Here is a 22,066-nt window from a genome sequence, read left to right on the forward strand (position 1 = left end):
ATTAAAAAAATATGAATATCCGACATGTCTAGAGTTATTAAAAAGGGATATTTTTCAAGAAAATAGTAAATTAAACGGACTTCTTAATTTTGCAAATGATAGACGACACTTAAAAGGTTTGAAATCAAATGGGAAATTAAAAAGTTTGAATGATAAAAAATTTGATAAATTCTATTATTACAGTAGAAATGAAACAAATGAAAATAAAGTAAAAGAATGGTACAAAATTGTAGATTATTTTGCACTTGGTAATATTAAGCAAAAATCTGGTGATATAGCAGGGTATACGATAATGTTAGAACCTTTGATTGTAAATATTTATTTGTCAATTTTAAGAGATGTTTTTGGGAAAAATTATCGGATTTATTTTCAGAAAAAAGAAAATAGGAAGAATTCAGTTATAAAACAGACATTTTAAAAATAAAAAAATACGATGGATTAAAAGAAAAAATTGAATATGAATTAGGAATTGTGGACTTGAAAAATTCAACGTTTGTATCAGATAATGTGTTAATTGCTACAATTAAATATTTTATTGAAAAAAATGAGTTTGGAATACTGGAAAAAATGGACTTAGCGTATTTTTCTGATTTCAGTAAAACTTTGCATAAAATAAAAGAAGTCAGAAATATGATTGCTCATTCATTAAAAACTATTAATAGAGATGATTTTAACAGTGAAGCAAAAGTTGGGATAGATACTGTGAATAGAAAAATAACTGATTTTTTCAAAAAATATTACACAGGTTTTGGATATAAAGAGAATATAATATGTGTTTATGATGAAATAAATAAAATAGCAAATGAAATTTTGGAAACAGAAAAATAAATTATATTAAAAAAAAGTAGAATATTTATAAAAATTTAAATTACAAATTTTCTATTTGGCTAAAGTATTTTTCAAAGAACATGAGATAGGTTAAAGTAAGTAATGTATATGTTTATGAACAAGGAGTAATGTTAAAATATAAAGAAAACAGATTAATTATTAATTATTCAGAAAATAATTTTAAGTCGATACCAATTGAAAATATAGATAATATTGTGATTTTTGGTACGATTCAAGTTAGTACAAAATGTGTTCAACAAATGCTGACGAGGGGAGTGAATCTAACTTTTTTGTCTAAAAATGGTTCTTATTTTGGAAGATTGGAATCAACGGGACATGTAAATATAGAAAGGCAGAGATTGCAATTTAGAAAAAATGATGATAAAATTTTTTCTTTAGAAATAAGTAAACAATTTATTAAAGGAAAGGCAGCAAACCAAAGAACTATACTTATGAGAGCAAATAAATTACTAAAAAGTCCAGAAATTACAGATATTATACTAAAAATGTCAGTTTATTCAAAGAATATAGAAAAATCTAAATCTATTGAAGAACTAATGGGAATGGAAGGATATTTAGCAAAATTGTACTATCAAGGAATTAGTAACATAATTGATAAAGAATATTCATTTTCTAAAAGAACTAGAAGACCGCCAAAAGATCCATTCAATTCTGTTTTTAGTTTTGGATACACACTGCTCCATTATGAAATATTTACAATTGTTGAATCCAAAGGATTACACCCTTATACCGCATTTCTTCATTCTGATAAATCTAAGCATCCTGCATTATGCTCAGACTTAATGGAAGAATGGAGACCGATGTTGATTGACTCTTTGGCAATTGCTCTTTTAAACAATAACAAAATAAAAAAAGGAAATTTTGAGTATAATCAAGAAAATAGCCAAATAACATATCATAAAATAAGGGTTTAATTGAGAGAAGATAAAAAAGGATAAAACTCCGAAAGGAGAAACAAATAAAATTTTAAAATATAAAATGTCTTTTATAGACATTTTTTTGTTTATATTTATTCCTTATTGCAAAACGAAAATTTATTGTCTTTTCTGAAATAACATTGTATAATGTATTTAAATAAATTATTAAAAATAACAAATGAACAAACAATAAAATAGAAAGGATTCTTTTACTTATGATAGCAGTGATTGATTATGGAGTAGGAAATCTTTTTTCCTTACTTTCTTCTTTAAACTATGTCGGACTAGATACGAAGCTGACTAATAATATTGAAGAGATAAAAAATGCTAAGGGGATAATATTGCCAGGAGTCGGGGCTTTTAGAGATGCTATTGGAAATTTGGAAAAATATGGGTTAAAAGAGACTTTGATAAGTGAAGCGAAAAAAGGAAAGCCGTTTTTAGGAATTTGTCTTGGTATGCAGATGCTTTTTGAAAAAAGTTATGAATATGGTGAATATGAAGGACTTGGTCTTATAAATGGAACTGTTGAGGAAATAAAAAAATATATTCCAGAAAACTCTGATTTGAAAATACCTAATATGGGATGGAATAACTTAAAAATAAATGATGAATTTAGAAATGATAAAATTTTGAAAAATGTGAATGTTGAAAGTGAAGAATATGTGTATTATGTACATTCATATTTTTCAAAGACTGATATGAAAAATATTGTTGCATATTCAGAATACGGAACAAAAATTCCTGGAATTGTAAAAAATAAAAATGTATATGGAATGCAATTTCATCCTGAAAAATCTGGAGATACTGGATTGAAGTTATTGAAAAACTGGGGTGAATTAGTAAAATAAAAGTAAAATTGTAATTATTTTACTTAATTTATTCATTTTTAGGTTGGTTTTGATAATTTATTTTTTAATTGAGAAAGAGGTATTTATGAAGAAGATAATATTATTGATGAGTATTTTTGCAGCAGTTAATATGAATGCTAAAAGTCGAAGCGAAATGATAAGGCAGGATTTGTCAAAATTAGGAGTTTCTCAGGAAATAATATTAAAAACAATAGAACTGGATAAAGAAATACCTAATGTGGTGAGTGAACCTGATAGGGAAAAAGTAAAAAAATTGGCATTAAAAATTGAAGAATTGCTGAAAAAGAATGAGAAGAATTTTGTATTATCAGAAAATTTGATAAATATTTATAATGCACTTGGAAAAAGTGAGGCTGAAAAATTAAATAATTTTAAGCGGTATGAAAAATATAATCCTTATGAAGTGTCAAAATTATTTTTTTCAAATATGTATTATTCTAACAAAGGAGATACAGTAGCGTTTGATAAAAATTATGAAAAACTTAAAAGGGAATACCCTGATTATCTAATCACTAGAATTGCTGTAACATATACGATAGGAAGAGATGCAATCTGGAATGTTATGAAAAACGATGAAAAAGCGGCACTTGCAAGTTTAAATTCCATTATGAAGATGTGCGATGATAAAACAAAAACGGAAGAATCACGTATTTCTGATGAGCAGGCGTGGGCATACAAATTGACGATGGGATGGTTTGCGATAAGTTTTTATTTAAATGAGAATCGTACGCAGGATGCAATTGATTTTTATTATGAAAATTTTGAAGGGAAAAATAAGCCAAGTGAAGAAATATTGTATTACAACAGGTATCAAAACTGGTATATAAAATCAGAGCTGGCAAAGGCGAATAAAACTGATTTTTACAATAATAAGAAAATATTTCAAAAAAATTTGGATAAAATAAGAATGTTTGATTAATATTTTGAGATTTTTTATCAAAGTTAGATTTTGAGTATGGTTGTTGGAGCAGATATTCCAAATATTAGGATTTTTATATTAAGATTTTTCCTTTGTGTTTTGGAATGACCTAACTTTTTTGAAAAATTTTGCAGTACATAAAATAGAGTTATAAAATAAAGTATATAATATTTGAAGGAGATTAAATTATGATAGAGATTTTTCCAGCGATAGACTTACATAATGGTCAGGCAGTGCGACTAAAACAGGGAGATTATAATCAAGTGGAAGTGTTTTTTAAAAATCCTGTTGAAGTTTTGGATTTTTTTAATAAAAATAATTCAAAAAATCTTCATATTGTAGATTTGGACGGAGCAAAAGATGGAAATACTAAAAATTATGAAGTTATAAAGGAACTGGTTGAAAAAAGTGATTTTTTTGTTCAAGTTGGCGGTGGAATCCGTGATGAAGAGAGAATAAAAAAATATATTGAAATTGGTGTAAATAGGGTTATTTTGGGAACAATTGCTGTTGAAAATGAAGGATTTTTAAGAGAAATGGTAAAAAAATATGGAGATAAAATTGCAGTTTCTGTGGATGCGAAAAATGAAAAAGTCGCTGTAAAGGGATGGACAGAAACAGTTGAATTAAATTCAGTTGATTTTTGCAAAAAGTTATCGGACATTGGATTAAAAACAATAATTTATACCGACATTTCAAAAGATGGAATGTTAAATGGTACAAATCTTGAAATTTATAAAAAATTGTCCAAAATAGTAAAATCAGATATTATAGCTTCTGGTGGAATTACATTTTTAGATGAAATAAAGGAACTTAATGAAAATGGAGTTTATGGAGCTATTGTTGGAAAGGCAATTTATTCTGGAAATCTTGACTTAAAAGAAGTATTGGAAGTTAGCAAATAATATTTTAAAAATTGTTTAAATGAAATTGAAAATGTAAATATTGCATATTAAAAGAAAGTGGGTGTAAAAATGCTTGCAAAGAGAATTGTTCCCTGTTTGGACGTGAGAAATGGGAAAGTAGTAAAAGGCGTTAATTTTACTGGGATAAAAGAAGTTGACAATCCCGTTGAGTTAGCAAAGTTTTATAATAAATCTGGTGCTGATGAACTTGTTTTTTATGATATTACAGCAACTGTTGAGGAAAGAGGGCTTTTTACTGATATTTTGAAGGAAGTGGCAAGTCAAATATTTATTCCGCTTACTGTTGGCGGTGGGATAAATACACTAGATGATTTTGACAGAGTGTTAAAAGCGGGAGCAGATAAAGTAAGTGTCAATTCAGGTGCGATAAAAAATCCAAAATTAATTGAAGAAGCTGCAAAAAAATATGGAGATCAGTGTGTAGTTTTGTCTGTCGATGTAAAAAGAGTAGACGGCAAATTTAAAGTTTTTGCAAAAGGCGGCAGAGAAAATACTGGAATTGATGCGATTAAATGGTTTGTGCAGGGACAGGAAAATGGAGCTGGAGAAGTTGTTGTGAACAGTATCGATACGGATGGCGTTAAAACTGGCTTTGATTTGGAATTATTATCAATTTTGGCTGAAAAATTGTCAATTCCAATAATTGCGTCAGGTGGAGCTGGAAATATGGAACATTTTAAGGAATTATTTAAAATACCAGGAATTGATGCAGGGCTGGCAGCTTCGATTTTTCATTTTAAAGAAGTGGAAATTATGGAGCTGAAAAGGTATCTGAGGGATAATGGATTGGAAATGAGAATTTGATAATTGTAGTTAAAATAATAAAAAGAGAGACTAAAAAATCTCTCGTTAGTTTTCATTTTTTAAAATATTGTCAGTATCTCTGTGGCTAAAAATAATACGTAAAATAATTATACTTTTTAAATTATCATTTACAGAATAATATAAAATATAGTTGTTAATCAGCTTTTTTCTAATAATAATGTACTCTGGTAAAAATTTATTCATAACTTTTGGACAACTCTTTGGAAATAACTGAATGTTAGTAACGGATTCTTGAAATTTATTTATAAAAGAGGTTGCAGCTGTTAGATTATTTAATTCTACTTTGATATAATGAAGAATCTGCTCTAAATCATTTTTAGCACTTTTAGTAAATTGATAAGAATATTTAGATTCCATATTTACCTCTTAATTCATTAATAGTATTTTCACCATCTGAAATATCATTGTTTTGAATATCTTTTATTCCATCAAGCAGAAGTTTTGCTTCTTCAATTTCACGCATAGTTCGTTCATAATATTCAATATCCATTACAACTAGGCGTCCATAACCATTTTTAGTTATAAATACAGGTCCTTGTTCTTCGGAACAATATTTTTCAATTTCAACAGTATTTTTTAAATCACGAATAGGGATAATTTTCATAGCACACTCCTTTGTAAATTATTTGTGTCTATATTATATCATAAATTATGTTACAATAAAACTAAATCTTAAATTTTTAGAAAGGACAAAAAGATGAATATAAAAAAGAAGAGATTTTAAAAAAACTAAAAGAGATTAATAAAGAGAAATATTCGATTTTAAAATTAGGTCTTTTTGGAAGTTTTTCAAAAAATATTAATACAAATGATAGTGATATTGATATTCTTGTAAAAATGGAATTTAAGAAAGGGATGTATCAGAATTTTTGTAGTTTACATAAAAAACTAGAAGAAATTTTTCAAAAAAAAGTAGATTTAGTTGATGAAAGTATGTTTGAATGTAAATTTAAAAATCCGAAAGTTCAGAAATACAAAGATGAGATAAAGGAAGAAATTTTGCGGAGTGTAATTTATGTGTAAAAAAGGAAGAAGAAATATATTACAATTTACTTATGATATTGAAGAATGTATTGATATAATACAAGAAGAAACTTCGGAAATTTCATTTGAAGAGTTTATTAATGATAGGAAGACAATTGGTTATATAGAAAGATAGTTAGAAAAAATAGGTGAAGCTATTTCACAGATTCAAAAATTAGATAAAAATATTTTAATAGAGACTTTTTCAAATTATTCTTATTGGGAAAATATAAAAGGAATGAGAAACAGACTTATTCATGAATATTGGGGAACAAGTTTAGAAATGCTTTATGAAGTTTCTGTTTTTGAAATGGAAGATTTGTTAAAGTATATTTACATATTAAGAGAAAAATTAGAAAAGAGGTAAAAAATGAATATAGAACAAATAAAATTTGACGAAAAAGGGCTTGTTCCTGCAATAATACAAGATTATTATACAAAAGAAGTGCTAACTCTTGCGTATATGAATAAAGAAAGTCTAGAAATAACTTTAAGAGATAAAAAAACTTGTTTTTATAGCAGAAGTAGACAGGAATTATGGTTAAAAGGAGAAACTTCGGGAAATTATCAGAATGTTGTTTCGGTAAAATATGATTGTGATTCCGATTCTTTGCTTGTGGAAGTAAAAAAGGAAGGCCCTGCTTGCCATACCGGCTCTGAAAGCTGTTTTTTCAATTCTTTATTTGAAGCAGAAAATTACAGTAATTTTAGTCCTGAGAAACTTTATAATTTAATAAAAGATAGAAAGGTCAATCCTGAAGAAAAATCATATACAAGTTATCTCTTTGAAAAAGGACTTGATAAAATTTTAAAAAAAGTAGGAGAAGAATGTACAGAAGTTATTATTGGCGCTAAAAATAATGATAATGATGAGTTAAAATATGAAATTGCAGATTTATATTACCATACTTTAGTATTAATGATTGAACAGGGACTTACAATACAGGATATAAAAGAAGAATTAGCTAAAAGACATATTATTGACCATAAAGTTAAGCAGGAAAAAATGGGTGGTGAAAAGTAAAAAAATACCTTTTTAAAAAGAATATTTAATATGAAGAATAAAAATCATTTAAAAGAAATCATAGATTTTGACAAAAGTGTAAAAAAAACTGAAAAAAGTTTAATTTTTAATGATGAATTTTTTAAAGAATGTCAAATAGTGAAATATCGTTTTCTTTTTGAAGAATATGATATTTTATATTTTAAATTTGGAACATGTTGTAAAAATTGGAGAGGTGATATTTTCTTTATTGAAAAATTAAATTTTTCCGATAAATATCAGTATCAGTGGCATTCAGCTTTCAAATTTGTATTAAATGATATAGATGGATATGAAAATATGCTAACACTTTCAAAATACGACAAAAAAATTCGTTTAGTATTTGATACTCATACGAGAGCAGAGTTTCAAGATATTACAATTGCGTATAGTTTTGATGAATTAATAGGTGGACTTTATTTAAGTGATAATTAAGTCACTTAATACAGAATAAGGAGCTGATAAAAATGCAAACTAAAAAAACAATTTTCCCATCAAATCTTCACGCCCACACATTTTACTGCGATGGTAAAAACAATGCTGAAGATTATATTTTAACTGCAATAGAGAAAGGATTTACAAGTGTTGGGCTTTCAGGGCATTCTTTTACAGCATTTGATACAGAACCGTGTATGACGGAACAAGGGACACAGGAATATTTGAAGGAATTAAAAGAACTAAAAGAAAAATATAAAAATAAAATGCAGGTTTATATTGGAATCGAAGCTGATTTTTATACTGGGTATAACAAGGAAACTGATAAGGAAATGGGACTTGATTTTAGGATTGGATCTGTTCATTATGTGAAAGATAGAGAAAAAGAAGAGTATTACTGTGTTGATAACACGCCTGAAATTTTGAAATACGGAATAAAAAATTATGCAAATGAAGACGAAAGAGTATTCATTGAAGCATATTTTGATAATATTGTGGAAATGGTACATACTCAAAAGCCTGATATTATTGGACATTTAGATTTAGTTAGAAAATTTAACAAAGATTTGAAATATTTTGATGAAAATGCTGACTGGTACAAAAAGAAAGTAGAATATGTACTGGATGAAATAGCAAAAACTGATGCGATTATTGAAATTAATACTGGCGGGATGTCAAGAGGATGGACACAAACTCCTTATCCAAGCATTTCAATACTGGAAAGAATATTAGCCAAAAATATTCCAATTACAATTTCTTCCGATGCACACGAAACTAAGAATATTGATTTTTATTTTGAAGAAAGTTTGGAAATCGCTAGAAGAATTGGCTTTAAAAGTGTGAAGATTTTGGATGGTGGAGAGTTTAAAGATTTCAAGATTTAATGAAAAGAATAATATTAAATATAACTGCTATTAAACAGAAAATTTATGTACACTTTTGATAAGTTATAAATCTTCATTTAGTAAATATAAAACTTAATTTAGTTAGATTTCTTTAAAAAAAAAAGACTTTAAGTGCCTTTCAGAAGGGAAATAACAACTTTTTAAATAACTATACTATTATATTTTCTAAGGTTGAAGATTCTCCAAAATATTGAAACAGCATCAGGAAAATTAAAAAAAACTTTTGCTTTGGAATACTGCTATTATTTAACAAAAAATTTATGATTAAAAAAGTTTATAAGTTTATTATCAAATTAAAAATAAAGGAATGGTATATTATATGGATAAGATAAATTTTAAAAACGGAATAAGGCGATTTGCATTACTGACTGCATTAATACTTTCTGCAACAGCAATAAGTACAGCAAATAATATTTATGAAAATCTATATTCTTTTAGATCTAAACGAAAGGTTGAGAATCCTGATCCAGATTTCGAATTAAAGCAAAAAGTCAAGGATAGAATAAAAGAGGTTTCTACAAGAGCAGAAGCTGAATCAAGACTAGTTTGGGTGGAAGTTCCTGTCTGGAGATTAAAAGACGGAAAAAAGGTATCTGATACAGAAAGATTTCAGATTTTGGACGTACTTGCTAATGATGTAAAGGAAATTTTTCATGAAATACATAAAGGAAAAGAGAAATTTCCAATAAAAAACTTAATTGGCTATTCGTGGAGAGGAAGTTTTAAAAGTTTGCACAGCACAGGGCGGGCGATAGACTTAAATCCTGAAGAAAATCCACAGGTAAACAGCAACGGAAAGGCTATTGTCGGAAAAAGCTGGCAGCCAGGAAGTAACCCATATTCTATAAAACCTGATGGCGATGTAGTGAGAGCATTTACAAAAAGAGGCTGGATATGGGGAGCGAACTTTAGAACGCGAGATTATATGCATTTTGGCTTTGCAGAAATGTAGTTTAAATAAATACAGAATAAAAAGAGGCGAGAAAAATGTTGCTTGGTGGAAATGGAACTACGAGAAAGATTGATAATTTTGCTATAAATAATTTGAAAATTCCAAGTATCGTGCTTATGGAAAATGCTGCAATTTCATTTGTAAAACATATTGATGAAAATGAAGATAGTTTTCTTATTATTTGTGGTAAAGGCAATAATGGCGGAGATGGTTATGCAATTGCACGTCAGTTATTTTCAAAGGGAAAAAATGTTAAAATTTTTTGTATTAGCAATGAAAATATGAGTAATGATTGTATGATAAATTATGAAATTTGTAAGTATATGGGAATTGAGATATTTTATAAAATAGAAGAATTGGATAAATTGTTTTTTGAATGTAATGTTGTTATTGAAGGAATTTTTGGAACAGGGTTAAATTCTGAAATAAAAGGAATTTATCAAGAAATTATCGAAAAAATCAATACAGCAAGCAATAATAAAAAAGTTTATTCAATTGATATTCCCTCTGGAATTAATGGTGACACTGGTGAAATTATGGGAATTTCAGTCAAAGCAGATATTACAATTTCATTTGTCACTTACAAAAAAGGATTTTTAAATCCAAAAATAAAAGATTTTTTAGGAAAAATCATTACTGAAAATATTGGATTGAACGAAACTAGTATCAATCATTTAGTCAAAGAGTATTATTTAACACCTGACATGGTAAAAAGTTTTCATATAAAAAGAGATGAAGATTCCCATAAGGGAGATTTTGGCAAAGTTTTGATTTTTGCTGGGAGCAGTGGATTTTATGGTGCAGGAAATATAGTTGCAAAATCGTGTGTGAGAACAGGAGCAGGACTTACTACTGTAATTACTGATAAAAATAACTTTTCATTAAATATATTTGTGCCAGAAGCTATGAGTTTCCCAATTAATTTTGATAATATAAATGAAAATCTCGAAAAATTAGAAAACGAAATCTTAAATAGCGATATAATTGCAATTGGGCCAGGAATTGGAAAAAGTCACCAAGCATTTTCAATTTTTCAAAAATTAATCAACTTTGAGAAAAACAATAAAGGGAATACAATAAAACTGGTATTAGATGCAGATGCTTTAAATTTGCTGGCAGAAAACAGGGAACTTTTTGAAAAAATAAGAAATAGAAGCGTTTTGACACCACATTTAGTTGAATTTTCACGACTGACAGGATTTTCGCCAGAAGTAATTAATAAAAATAAATTTGAAATAACAAAGAACTTTGCAAAAAAATATGAAGCAACTCTTTTGTTAAAAGGTAAAAATACAATTATTACGGATGGAGAAAGAATTTTTGTAAACAGCACAGGAAATTCTCATATGGCAAATGGTGGAATGGGGGATTGCCTAACAGGAATAATATGTTCACTTGCTGGACAAAAATACGATTTAATGAAATCTGCTAGTATTGGAGCGTATTTGCATGGTAAAATTGCAGATGAATTGGTAAGAAGGCAGTATGCTGTGAATGCAACAGATGTGATTGATAATATTTCTGAGTATATGAATAAGATTTTTAGAATTTAAGCTAGAGGATATTTGAATTTTTTAGGGAGTTAGCTATGATTAAAAATGATATTATTGATTATGATGAAAGTATAAAACGAGAATATGAAAGCAATTGCTTTAATGATAAATTTTTTGAAATTTTTCCGACTAAATATGAAAAGATGTTGAGAGAATACGAAGTTATTTATTTTAAGGATGAAGTTAGAATTTCATTTTTTAATTTGGATTTTTCTAATGATCTGATTTGCTATGAAGAATGTGATTTTATTGATCGAGTAAGACATAGTTTATATAGCATCGCCGAACTAATTAATTCCCAAAAAACTGAAAAATTAAAAAAATTTTGGAATATATTTGAAGAAATTTATTGGGAAATAGTTCAAGAAAAAATTCCCAAAGATAATAAAAAAGTTTTAAATTTTATGAATGAATTAAAAATGGAAATTAATGAAATTTTAAAAACATTCCCTTTAGAAAAAGTTGAAGAATATCGTGAAATTATAAAAGAATATGCTGGAAAATTTTGGAATAGAATAGAAAAATCAAAAACTAAATCCAAAAGATTATATTATGAAAAAGCATTGCTGTTTATTCTCGTTAAACTAGAAAATTTATTGAACATTCAGCACGAAGAACAATTTTTACAAAATTATGTTTGTATTTTAAACGACTTATATTCGGATGATTTTAACGATAACGGATCGTTTTCAAATTTATTTTTTCTTAATAAAGTTGATAAAGGAGTCTATTTTTCAGATGATACAAAACTTTTTTCATTTGAATTGGTAAAAATTGCAAATAGTTTTGATGAATTTATGGATAATATTGAAAATTTTGATTTAAGCAATTATAGTCGATATTTCGTTAGTATAAAATAATTAAAAAAATATTTGAAAAAACAAAGAAAATGTAGTACAATAACAATATAAGTAATTTATTTATAATTTTATAATAAAAAAATTAATATTTTTTAAGAAAGGAATGAAGGATGGCATTATTTTCTAGTAACGATAAAAAATCAAGAGACAAAAGAGAAAACACAGATAGATTAAACAGTCAATTTTCTGCAAATAATGAGGAAAATGTTAACGGTGTCAGTACAATTTCGATGGAAACAACAATAACAGGAACTATTGAATCAAATTCTGTTTTTAAAATGGATGGTGTCCTAAATGGAGATATTAAAGGAAATAAACTTGTTCACATTGGAAAAACAGGACAAGTAAAAGGAAATGTTACAGCCGAAACTGTAGTAGTTGACGGTGAAGTTTCTGGAGAAATACTGGCAGATAAAGTGGAAATAGGAAGCACAGGTAAAGCTTACGCTACAATAACTTCAGCTGTATTTGTAATTCAAGAAGGTGGTGTATTTGAAGGAAGAAAGAAAATGAAAATTGCTCTTATAAAAGAAGAACAACCTAAAAAATCAGAAAATAAAATTGATTTAAAACCAAATGAAAATTCGATAAATGAGAACAAAAAAGAATCATAATCTAAAATTTGGAAAATAAATTAACATAGTCATGAGCTCTAAGCTAATATACGAGTTTATGACTATTTTTATACATTTTTTTATTATCTAACTTTCGATTTGAACAATTTTTCTATTTATACTATACATTAAAATAAAATTGTGATAAAATCTAATAAGCAGAGATAAATTAAATAAAAAAGGGAATGAACTTTAATGAAATTCATTGTAGAAAATTTAGCAGAAATAAAGGATATTATCGAATATCATAATGATATAGAACTTCCTGATTATAATAAAAATCTTAAAGAAATAAAACAAAATAAAAATATTGTGATTTTAGGAAATTTTGATGGTGTCCACAAGGGACATCAGATAATTTTAAAAAAATCTGTAAGTAAAGCTAAAGAAGAAAATTTAAAAACAATTGTTTATACATTTAATGAATATCCCAAAAATCAGCAAACTAAAATAACAACTTGTTCTGAAAAAGCATATTTATTGAATGAAAATGGAATTGACTATCTTTATCTGGAGCAATTTGAAAAAGTTAGGAATTATACGCCTAAAGAGTTTGTAGAAAAAGTACTTGTGGATACTTTAAATGCTAAAGAAGTTTATTGTGGGTTTAACTTTACTTTCGGAAAAGCAAAATCTGGAGATGTTAGTACACTTGAAAAACTTTTAAAAGATAAAAATATAAAGCTTAATGTTCAAGAACCTGTACGAGATAAGAATAAAGAAATAATAAGCAGTACAAGGGTTAGGAATTATATTAAAGAAGGAAATTTTGAAAAAGTTAGAGAACTTCTTGGGCATAATTTTATTATTCTTGGAGAAGTTGTTTATGGTAAACAGTTAGGACGTGTACTAGGCTTTCCTACAGCAAATTTACGATTTGAGAACAAAATTTATCCAGAATTTGGAGTCTATGGAGTAAAAGTTCATATTGAAGATGATGAAAAAATTTATAATGGAGTAATGAATATTGGTAAGAATCCGACAGTAGATATTGGTGTATTAAGTGTAGAAGCAAATATTTTTGATTTTTCAGAAGATATTTATGGAAAAATAATTTTGATTGAAGTTTTAGAAAATATTAGAAGTGAGAAAAAATTTGATTCTGTAGATGAATTAAAAAAACAGATTGGAAATGATGTAGATTACTGGAAAAATAAAATTTCATATTGGCGTAAGAAATACCCAAAAGAAAAATAGGTAAAATATGGAAAATGTAATACAAATTAAAATCGACAATTTTGAAGGTCCTCTAGACTTGCTTATTCATCTGATTGAAAAAAAGAAAATGAACATTAATGAAATAAATATTTCACAAATAATAGATGATTATCTAGGTTATATTCACGCACAAAAGGAATTAAATTTAAAAATAAAAGTCGAATTCCTAATAATGGCAACTGATCTAATTGAAATCAAAGCTTATTCAGTATTAAATAAAAATGAAAAGCTTGAAAGAATTGAAAATCTTGAGAAAAAAATAATAGAATATCAGTTATTTAAGGAGATTTCAGAATTATTTTCAAAACATGAAAATGAATATAATATTCCATATACAAGAACAGGTACTGAAAGTATGGGAGATGAAATAATAGAATATGATATTTCAAGCCTAAATTTAGATAATTTATTTAAAAGTTTAAAAAACTTGGTCAATGCAAGGCTAAGAGGAAAAAATAATTCCCAAGATAGAATGATTTTGAACTTGGAAGGAGATAGTTATTCAACAGAGGAGGCTTATAATGAGGTTTCCAATATTATAAAAAATGATAAAAAAGTAGAGTTTAATCAATTATTACAAAATAAATTTTCAAAATCCAGAATAGTAACTTTGTTTCTTTGTATTCTAGATATGTTTAAAAATGGAGAAATTGACATAATTGTCGAAGAAAAAAACTTTTTTATTAAGTCAATGCAAAATTCAAGAAAGGAAATTAATTAATGTTTAAATCTAGTTTTATAGTAATGATTATAAATATGCTAAGCCGCATTTTAGGACTTGTTCGTGAAATGATTATCGGAAGTGTATTTGGTGCAACAGGAATGACAGATGCATATTTTAGTGCCACAAAAATCCCAAACTTCTTTACAACATTATTTGGAGAAGGCTCTCTCGGTACAGTTTTTATCCCAATTTATAATCGTGGAATTGAAGAACAGGGAAAAGAGAGGACAGATGAATTTGTCTTTTCAGTATTAAATTTAATAGTTGCATTTACATCAACAATGTCAATATTAATGATTTTGTTTTCAAGACAAATTTTAAAAATAACAACAGGTTTTGCAGACCCTGAACGTTTTGAAACAGCTAATATGCTTTTAAAAATAGTTGCTTTTTATTTTTTGTTTATTGCACTTTCTGGAGTAGTATCATCGTTATTAAATAATTATAAAAAGTTTGCAGTGGCTGCATCAATGGGAATTGTTTTTAACTTAACAATTATAATCGGAACACTTCTTTTAAAAAATAAAATGGGAATTTATGGATTAGGAATAGCTTATTTGCTGTCAGGAGTTTTCCAGCTTGCTATGATGCTTCCACAGTTTTTTCAAATAATGAAAACATATAAATTTACATTTAACTTAAAAGATGAATATGTTATAGAAATGTTTAAATTAATGATTCCAACATTAATCGGAATTTTTGGCTATCAAATAAACGAAATTATAGACAACCGTTTTGCCACAATGTTGCCTGCAGGAACAGCCAGTGCCTTAAATTATGCAAGCCGGCTATATTTATTGCCAATTGGAGTTTTTGCAATTTCATTGGCAGTAGTGATATTTCCTACATTATCAAAGGCTGTAGTAAAAAATAATATGAAGACAGTAAGAAGAGTAGTTCATCAAGGATTATATATGTTAGCATTTTTAATCGTTCCTTCTTCAGTTGTATTATTTGGTTATGCACAGGAAATTGTGACATTAATTTACAAAAGAGGGCATTTTAGTGAAAAAAGTGTAGTAATAACTTCTGAAACATTGCAATTTTATGCAATCGGACTATTATTTTTCTCAACAATACACCTTCTTACAAGAAGCCATTATGTATTCAAGGATAGAACTTTGCCAGTAATTTCTTCGTTTACAGGAATTGGAATTAATATTCTTTTGGACTGGCTGCTATACAAACAATATCGACATGTTGGACTTACATTTGCAACATCATTTGCCGCAATGGTAAATTTCCTAATTTTATATACTTCACTTGCAAAACGATATGTAAAATTAAGGACTTTCAAATATTTTGTAATACTTATAATCACGTTTGCTACCTCAGTAATTTCATTTTATATTTCAAAAATGATAAAATTGAATATATTGGGGAGATTCAGCATTGCTATTAATTTAACGGTATTTACCACAATTTATCTGTTAATCTGGTTTATTTTAATTTCAATTTTTAGAAAAGATTTAATTGAAAAAATGCTAAAAAGAGTTTTGAATAGAGGATAAGTATGATACAGGAAAAAATTAGGTATACAAAGACAGGTAAACGAATAGAAGTTTACGAATTTAAAGCTAAACTGCATCAAAAAGTAGTAATGAGTAAAAATCAGTTTGAAGAACATATTTTTCCAAAACATCCTGAAATCTCATTGAAAATAATAAAAGAAGTATTAGAAAATCCAGATTTTGTAACAAAACAGTCAAAATCCCGAAAAGAACATTTTTATCAAAAAAAAATTGGAAAATTGAATTATTTTGTAGTAATTTCCCAACATAAAAATGTAAAAAAATTAAGATTTGTATTAACAGCTTTTATGGCAAAAGATATAAACTTTTTGAAAGAAAAAAATATACATTACAGATATAAAAAATAAAAATATAAATTCAAAACTGTTATTTAAATAAATTTTTGATAAATACTGAAAATAGTGATTTATAATTTTATAATAAAATCGAATACAATATAAGAAAAAAATTATCGTAATAGAAAGCGTATAAGCGCCTAAAATTAAGTTAGCCATACTTTTTTATTGTCGATGATTTTTTATTGCTTAAAATCGCTTATTTAGCTTTTTCAGATTTTCTATTTATGTAAAACATAAATCAATTTTTTGATATAATATCTTATAAAATCTATAATACATAATATTTTATAATTTCATAAAGTTCTATAAAAGTTCTATTTTTATAACACTAAAATCCTATTTAAATAATAGACCTGTTCGATAACTGTATTAAATTTGAAAATGCAATAAGATAAATATTACTCTGAAGTGAGCAAAACTTCTTATTAGAGATAAAAAATATAAAGTTTCCGAACAAGTCTAATAAATTTTTTCTATTTTTTTAATTTAGTAATCAAAAACAGTTTGAACACTTGCATCTCTACAATATTTGTATCCACGTTTTGCTTTACATCTTTCCAAAGCTTCTCGATAAGCTTTGTCTGCTTCTTTATATGATTTTGGATCAAAAAGTTCACATCCAAAAACACTCATTCCTAACAAAACTAAAAGTAGCAACTTGATTATTCTTTTCATAATAATCCCTCCTGGTTTTTATTTTTTATAATTAAAAAAAATTATTTATTTAATTTTTCCATTAATTGAGTATTTGCATCCTTATACATATGAGAATATGTATTTATCGTAGTTTGTAAATTATCATGTCCCAGTCGTTTGCTGATAGCAGTAATGTCGGCTTGGATAAATAATAAATACGAAGCGTGAGAATGCCTAAAGTCGTGAAGGCGTATTTTTGGCAAATTTGCTTGTAAACTGTATTTCTCTAGAATGTATCTAAGTTGTGAACTTTTTAAATTAAAAATTCTAGCACTATTTATATTTTTTTTATTTTGATTTATTTTTAAAGTTTCAGAAAAATATAATTGTAAATCTGAAATAAGAGTTTCTGGCAACAAAACTTTTCTTATAGAGCCTAGAGTTTTTGGAGTAGTGATATAATCCTTTTTATTTATACGTGAAAAAGTTTTATTCACGTCAATAAATTTTTCTTCCAAATTAACATCATTTTTAGAAAGAGCCAAAAGTTCACCAATTCTAAGTCCGGTCCAAAACAAAATTTTAAATACAATAATAGAATCAGAATATTTTCCATTTTTCTCTTTATTTTTTAACTTTAAAATTTCAATAAACTTTTCAAAATCGTTCAAAGACCAAATTTTCATTTCTGAACGATTTTTCTTACTTCCAAAAGATCCCATATTTTTACAAGGATTTTCATTTAGTCCTTGATATTTCGTAGCCCAGTTAAACATGCTTTTCAATGCTGCATAAATATTAGATTTAGAATTTTCGCTAAACAGTTGTCCGTTTTTGTGTTCTTTTTCTAACATCTGGTTCTGCCATTCTCTAATCATAAAAGGAGTAATCTTATTTATTTCAATTTTATCAAAAAATGGTAAAATATGCAAACGGAAATATGTTTCTACAGTATTGACCGCAGTAGACTTGTGTCTCTTGCTATAATCTTCAAAATAAAGTTCATATAATGATTGAAATGACATATTCATAGACTTAGCAATCTTTTTTTTAAATTCGTATTCGTAATCCTGAGCCTCCTTTTTCTTTTTAAACCCAGTCTTTTTATACTTCTTATTCAAACCCTTATAATCCTTAGCGTAAAACATAGCATACCAAGTCTTTTTATCCGCATTGTAATAAACCGGCACTTTAAAGTTCTCCTTACTTTTATGATTTTCAATATAATTATATCACATTTTTATAATAAATAAAGTTTTTTTATTAGTATTTTTAGACATTAGGATATAGTAATGTGTATAACTATAAAACAAGAAGATTTTATATAGCAAGAAGAGTAATAGCATAAAAGACTAGAAGAAGCAAAAAATACAATCTAATGAATATAATAAGAGTTTATAATTTATCATCAAAAATCACATAACATACATTATCGGACTAGAATAATTATTTCAAAATATAATATAATTTCTTAATAATTAAATTAATTAATACGTCCGATAAAATACTTTATATTAATTATTGTATTAATATTAATATTATTTTCCAAGTATTATCATTTCATTATAATATATATCATACGTATCTTCTTTTTAACTTAAATTATACAATTCATAAATTAACTCTTGTGGTATTTTCTCATCTAACTTCCATAAAATTCTCATTGGTTTATCTCCATAGCTTTTATAATAATTGGCTTTTCCTAGATAAATAAATGGGTTTGTTTTATTATTATTCATGAATGCATATTTCCTTATAAATATGTGGACATTATACCCTAATTCACTATGATTAGTAAACATTTTACCGACACTTGAGTTATGGGCTGTTTTAGGTTGGCTTATCCATTGAATTAGATTGTCAGCAAATAAAGAATTATCGTATTTTAAGTTTTCTTGTAAAATATGGGTCTTGTCAATTGTTGCAAAAAGGCAAATATCCTTGTCTGTATTTGCATAACCTGCTCTCCAGCTGCCTTTTGGCACTTTGGAATCCAGCAAAATTTGGAGTTCTATTCTTTTATATTTTTTGTATGGAATCAGAATATTCTCATTAAATATCGATAAATTATTACTTTTCTTAAATTCTGACAATCCTAAATATAGTAATTCTTTTAGACGAATCTTGAAATTATAATTTGAATTTTGAGAATTATCTAAATTTATAAGTTTTAGGTTTATTTCATTTTTATCATCAACTTTATCTATATTCTGAAATATTTTTCTGTAATTTTCAGAGATTTTAAATAAATTATTATTTTTAGAATTTTGTTCTAAAATTTTATCTTCAATTAATTCTCTAAAAATACGGTTTACAACGTATTCTTTTTCAAAATTATTTTTTATATTAAAATAATTTTTATACTCATTAATAATGATTTCTGACGTTATAAACTCATTATTTATCAAATAATTTATAATTAAATACGTAAATGGCTCTACAAGTGTCAATTTTTTTTCTAAATATTCCAAAAATTCAATTTCTTCTGAATTTAAAGATATTTTATTCATTTTTAGAATTTCAGGATTTTCGAATTGTAACTGTGCATTATAAAATGAGCCTAATTTTAGGGATAATTCTTGAAATAATTCGATATTTGTATCAAAATCACTTACTTTTAAAATTTCATTTTCAGATTTGCCAATTTCTTCTTTATAGTTTAAATACAAGTCTTTTAAAATATTTTTAGAACTGAAGTTAATTTTTTCAATTTTTTCAATAATACGGTTTTGACAAACTCTATCCAATTCTACATAGCATGATTTTGGAATATTTGAAAATTGATTTTTTATTTCGTTTATAATTTTTTCTTTTTTAGTAAATAAAGTATCCTTATTATCAACTTCATTTGAAAAATAATTTATTAGCAAATAATCTTTTTTATGATTTCCAATAAAATCAATAATTGTAACAAAATCTTTATTTTCAGCCTTTCTTAATCCTCTTCCAATTTGCTGTATAAAAATCGTTGAGGACATTGTAGGACGTAAAAATAGCAGTAAATTAATTGTTGGAATGTCAATTCCTTCATTTAAAATATCTACTACACATAAAATTTCAATTTTTTTATTTTTAAATTTGTCTAAAATTTCTGATCTTTCGTTTGAACTTGTATTTGCTGTGATTACAGCGGATTTATAGCTTTTGTTTGTAAATTCTTCTTTCATGAAAAAAGCATGCTCTATATTTTGGCAAAATGCGATAGCACTTAATTTATCACCATCAAAACCAAACTTATTTATTTTTTCAACAATATAATCGGTACGTGTGTTCAGTAATAAATTTTCTAATAATACTTTTTCATTATATTTCCCATTTTTGTAAGGAATGTTATCATAATTAATCATGTAATCATTTACACCAAAATAATGAAAAGGCACAATCAAATCCTCTTCCAAAGCCTCTTTTATTCCAATTTCATCAACAACATTATAGTCACAAAGTGAGAGAATATCTTTGCCATCCATACGTTTCGGAGTTGCTGTCAAACCTAGCAAAAATTTACTCTGAAAATATGATAGCGTCTTTAAATAACTGTCTGACATTGAATGATGAAATTCGTCAACTATGGTATAATCAAAGAAATTATGTTTAAATTCATTGTAACAATTTCTTAATGATTGAATAGAAGCAAAAATCATGCTTTTATTAATTTCTTTTAAGCCACCGTAAATTCTTCCAAATTCATTTTTATCAATTTTGAGAATTCTCGAAAAGACATTTATTGCATTTTCCAGCAATTCTTCACGATGGGCGATAAATAAAAATTTTATATTTGAATTTTTGGAGTTTCCATCATTTATTTCAAATAGTTTATTTTCATTATTAGAATCAATTTCAAAAAATTGTTTTATATCCATTGCAGCAAGGTAAGTTTTCCCTGTACCAGTTGCAGAAATCACGAGTCCTTTTTTATTGCCATTTTCTCTTGTTTCCTCCAACTTTTCCAAAACTCTTTTTTGCATGCTATTTGGAACAAATTCATCTTTTTGTGTTATTTTTGTTTTTCTATAATCAAATGTATTTTGTGTATTTATAGATTTTTTATATTTTTCATATTCATCAATAAAATCTTCTGTCAATTCTATTGCTTCATTACTGTGCCACAATTTCTCAAATTGGTTTAATGATTTTTCATAAATATTAAAAAAACTGCTGTCTGTCAGTTTCACATTCCATTCTTCTGCTGAATATAAAGCGCTTTGGCTAATATTAGACGAGCCAATTATAACACTATGATATTTTTCCTTTTCAAATAAATATGCTTTTGTGTGAAAACTCTCGCTTGAATTATTGTAAATTTTTACTTTTATATTTTTATACGACAAAAGTTTTCGCAACGCCTTTGAGTCAGTAATATTTAGATAAACAGATGTTATAATTTCCCCTTGAATGCCTTGTTTTTCAAGTTCATCTAAAGTACTTATTAAAAGCTGTATACCTGAGTATTTTATAAAACTTACTATAAAATAGAATTTTTTACAGTTTAATAATTCCTGTTTTAAATAAATAAAAAAATTACGAAACTTTACTTTTTCGTTTATAATTAGTTCATTTATATTTCCGATTATATCGCTATTTTTTCGTTTTAATGGTAACTCAAAGTGAAAATCAGTATTTTGAGTTTTTATTTTTTCTGATTTATCTGTAAATGCCTGATTTAATAAATACAACTGTTTTTCAGTAAATTCAATAACTTTTTGATAATCATTTTTCCCAATAAAATCAGAAATTTTTTCTGAAAAAGTTTCCAGAACTTCAAATTCTAAATTTTCCTTGTATTCAGTTATTTCTAAAAAATTATCATTTTTTTCTTCTGTATTTATTAAATTATTTGGCTCAGATTTTTTTGCTAAAATACTCATTTTCACTCCATTTATTTTACTTTAATTATATTTTTTGACTTTACATAAATATTTTTTCAAA

Annotated in this window: 24 protein-coding genes and 2 pseudogenes; 21 read left to right on the forward strand and 5 right to left on the reverse strand. The window is 26.3% G+C overall.

The genetic code is table 11. From position 1 onward, the window contains the following. The first annotated feature begins 145 nt into the window (after positions 1-145). From AB8B23_RS11990 to hisF, 7 genes and pseudogenes are all read left to right on the forward strand, one after another. Positions 146-418, forward strand: a complete 273-nt coding sequence (locus AB8B23_RS11990) for a hypothetical protein (RefSeq protein ID WP_419950796.1) — start codon at positions 146-148, stop codon at positions 416-418. Positions 419-471: 53 nt separating this feature from the next. After that, positions 472-828: a hypothetical protein gene (locus AB8B23_RS06090; protein WP_369713877.1), complete on the forward strand. Its 357-nt coding sequence runs from the start codon at positions 472-474 to the stop codon at positions 826-828. A gap of 113 nt (positions 829-941) precedes the next feature. Further along, positions 942-1,763, forward strand: a pseudogene (gene cas1, locus AB8B23_RS06095) (CRISPR-associated endonuclease Cas1); the annotation flags it as partial. A 218-nt stretch (positions 1,764-1,981) separates the two neighbouring features. Further along, positions 1,982-2,617, forward strand: coding sequence for an imidazole glycerol phosphate synthase subunit HisH (gene hisH / locus AB8B23_RS06100; protein ID WP_369713878.1), 636 nt, complete (start codon positions 1,982-1,984; stop codon positions 2,615-2,617). A gap of 85 nt (positions 2,618-2,702) precedes the next feature. Continuing rightward, the gene (locus AB8B23_RS06105; protein WP_369713879.1) at positions 2,703-3,557 is read left to right on the forward strand and encodes a hypothetical protein; all 855 of its coding nucleotides are present in this window, start codon (positions 2,703-2,705) and stop codon (positions 3,555-3,557) included. Between the two features lie 188 nt (positions 3,558-3,745). Next, on the forward strand, positions 3,746-4,462 hold the full coding sequence (gene hisA / locus AB8B23_RS06110) for a 1-(5-phosphoribosyl)-5-[(5-phosphoribosylamino)methylideneamino]imidazole-4-carboxamide isomerase (RefSeq protein WP_369713880.1): 717 nt from the start codon (positions 3,746-3,748) through the stop codon (positions 4,460-4,462). 69 nt (positions 4,463-4,531) lie between these two features. Continuing rightward, positions 4,532-5,287: an imidazole glycerol phosphate synthase subunit HisF gene (gene hisF / locus AB8B23_RS06115; protein ID WP_369713881.1), complete on the forward strand. Its 756-nt coding sequence runs from the start codon at positions 4,532-4,534 to the stop codon at positions 5,285-5,287. A gap of 45 nt (positions 5,288-5,332) precedes the next feature. On the opposite strand, the gene AB8B23_RS06120 is transcribed toward hisF, so the two are convergent. Beyond that, the gene (locus tag AB8B23_RS06120; RefSeq protein ID WP_021744931.1) at positions 5,333-5,665 is read right to left on the reverse strand and encodes a type II toxin-antitoxin system RelE/ParE family toxin; all 333 of its coding nucleotides are present in this window, start codon (positions 5,663-5,665) and stop codon (positions 5,333-5,335) included. Continuing rightward, entirely contained in the window at positions 5,655-5,912 is a 258-nt protein-coding gene (locus tag AB8B23_RS06125; RefSeq protein ID WP_021744932.1) for a type II toxin-antitoxin system Phd/YefM family antitoxin, read from the reverse strand. Before AB8B23_RS06125 ends, AB8B23_RS06120 begins: the two co-directional genes overlap by 11 nt. A gap of 104 nt (positions 5,913-6,016) precedes the next feature. Between AB8B23_RS06125 and AB8B23_RS06130 the strand changes: the two are divergent. The 14 genes and pseudogenes from AB8B23_RS06130 to AB8B23_RS06195 all read left to right on the forward strand — a co-directional run. Further along, positions 6,017-6,331: pseudogene (locus AB8B23_RS06130) on the forward strand (nucleotidyltransferase family protein); the annotation flags it as partial. Continuing rightward, positions 6,324-6,467, forward strand: a complete 144-nt coding sequence (locus tag AB8B23_RS06135; protein ID WP_369712011.1) for a hypothetical protein — start codon at positions 6,324-6,326, stop codon at positions 6,465-6,467. The pseudogene AB8B23_RS06130 and the gene AB8B23_RS06135, both read left to right, overlap by 8 nt. 21 nt (positions 6,468-6,488) lie before the next feature. After that, positions 6,489-6,698 (forward strand): HepT-like ribonuclease domain-containing protein, encoded by a 210-nt coding sequence (locus AB8B23_RS06140; protein ID WP_369713912.1) that lies wholly within the window; start codon positions 6,489-6,491, stop codon positions 6,696-6,698. Positions 6,699-6,701: 3 nt separating this feature from the next. Beyond that, positions 6,702-7,355, forward strand: a complete 654-nt coding sequence (gene hisIE / locus AB8B23_RS06145; RefSeq protein ID WP_021744935.1) for a bifunctional phosphoribosyl-AMP cyclohydrolase/phosphoribosyl-ATP diphosphatase HisIE — start codon at positions 6,702-6,704, stop codon at positions 7,353-7,355. 30 nt (positions 7,356-7,385) lie between these two features. Next, a complete protein-coding gene (locus AB8B23_RS06150; protein ID WP_369712012.1) occupies positions 7,386-7,808 on the forward strand; it encodes a hypothetical protein in 423 nt (140 codons plus the stop codon). A 32-nt stretch (positions 7,809-7,840) separates the two neighbouring features. Continuing rightward, a complete protein-coding gene (gene hisJ, locus AB8B23_RS06155) occupies positions 7,841-8,692 on the forward strand; it encodes a histidinol-phosphatase HisJ (RefSeq protein WP_369712013.1) in 852 nt (283 codons plus the stop codon). A 340-nt stretch (positions 8,693-9,032) separates the two neighbouring features. Further along, a complete protein-coding gene (locus tag AB8B23_RS06160) occupies positions 9,033-9,665 on the forward strand; it encodes a M15 family metallopeptidase (protein ID WP_369712014.1) in 633 nt (210 codons plus the stop codon). A gap of 35 nt (positions 9,666-9,700) precedes the next feature. Continuing rightward, on the forward strand, positions 9,701-11,218 hold the full coding sequence (locus tag AB8B23_RS06165) for an NAD(P)H-hydrate dehydratase (RefSeq protein ID WP_369712015.1): 1,518 nt from the start codon (positions 9,701-9,703) through the stop codon (positions 11,216-11,218). Positions 11,219-11,253: 35 nt separating this feature from the next. Beyond that, positions 11,254-12,078 carry a hypothetical protein gene (locus AB8B23_RS06170; protein ID WP_369712016.1) on the forward strand — a complete coding sequence of 275 codons (825 nt, stop codon included), beginning with the start codon at positions 11,254-11,256 and terminating at the stop codon, positions 12,076-12,078. A gap of 110 nt (positions 12,079-12,188) precedes the next feature. After that, a complete protein-coding gene (locus AB8B23_RS06175; RefSeq protein ID WP_021744942.1) occupies positions 12,189-12,692 on the forward strand; it encodes a bactofilin family protein in 504 nt (167 codons plus the stop codon). Positions 12,693-12,887: 195 nt separating this feature from the next. After that, positions 12,888-13,889 (forward strand): bifunctional riboflavin kinase/FAD synthetase, encoded by a 1,002-nt coding sequence (locus tag AB8B23_RS06180; protein ID WP_369712017.1) that lies wholly within the window; start codon positions 12,888-12,890, stop codon positions 13,887-13,889. A gap of 7 nt (positions 13,890-13,896) precedes the next feature. Beyond that, the gene (locus AB8B23_RS06185; RefSeq protein WP_369712018.1) at positions 13,897-14,631 is read left to right on the forward strand and encodes a segregation and condensation protein A; all 735 of its coding nucleotides are present in this window, start codon (positions 13,897-13,899) and stop codon (positions 14,629-14,631) included. Further along, positions 14,631-16,145, forward strand: coding sequence for a murein biosynthesis integral membrane protein MurJ (murJ, locus tag AB8B23_RS06190; RefSeq protein WP_369712019.1), 1,515 nt, complete (start codon positions 14,631-14,633; stop codon positions 16,143-16,145). Before AB8B23_RS06185 ends, murJ begins: the two co-directional genes overlap by 1 nt. A gap of 2 nt (positions 16,146-16,147) precedes the next feature. Next, positions 16,148-16,513 (forward strand): helicase, encoded by a 366-nt coding sequence (locus tag AB8B23_RS06195; protein ID WP_369712020.1) that lies wholly within the window; start codon positions 16,148-16,150, stop codon positions 16,511-16,513. A gap of 477 nt (positions 16,514-16,990) precedes the next feature. Here AB8B23_RS06195 and AB8B23_RS06200 read toward each other — a convergent pair whose 3' ends face one another. The 3 genes from AB8B23_RS06200 to AB8B23_RS06210 form a co-directional block, all read right to left on the reverse strand. Continuing rightward, the gene (locus AB8B23_RS06200; protein ID WP_369712021.1) at positions 16,991-17,179 is read right to left on the reverse strand and encodes a hypothetical protein; all 189 of its coding nucleotides are present in this window, start codon (positions 17,177-17,179) and stop codon (positions 16,991-16,993) included. A gap of 41 nt (positions 17,180-17,220) precedes the next feature. After that, entirely contained in the window at positions 17,221-18,330 is a 1,110-nt protein-coding gene (locus tag AB8B23_RS06205; RefSeq protein WP_369712022.1) for a tyrosine-type recombinase/integrase, read from the reverse strand. A 402-nt stretch (positions 18,331-18,732) separates the two neighbouring features. Further along, positions 18,733-22,005, reverse strand: coding sequence for a DUF3427 domain-containing protein (locus AB8B23_RS06210; protein ID WP_369712023.1), 3,273 nt, complete (start codon positions 22,003-22,005; stop codon positions 18,733-18,735). Positions 22,006-22,066 lie beyond the last annotated feature (61 nt).

Source organism: Leptotrichia sp. HSP-342 (genome assembly GCF_041199995.1).
Taxonomy (GTDB): domain Bacteria; phylum Fusobacteriota; class Fusobacteriia; order Fusobacteriales; family Leptotrichiaceae; genus Leptotrichia; species Leptotrichia mesophila.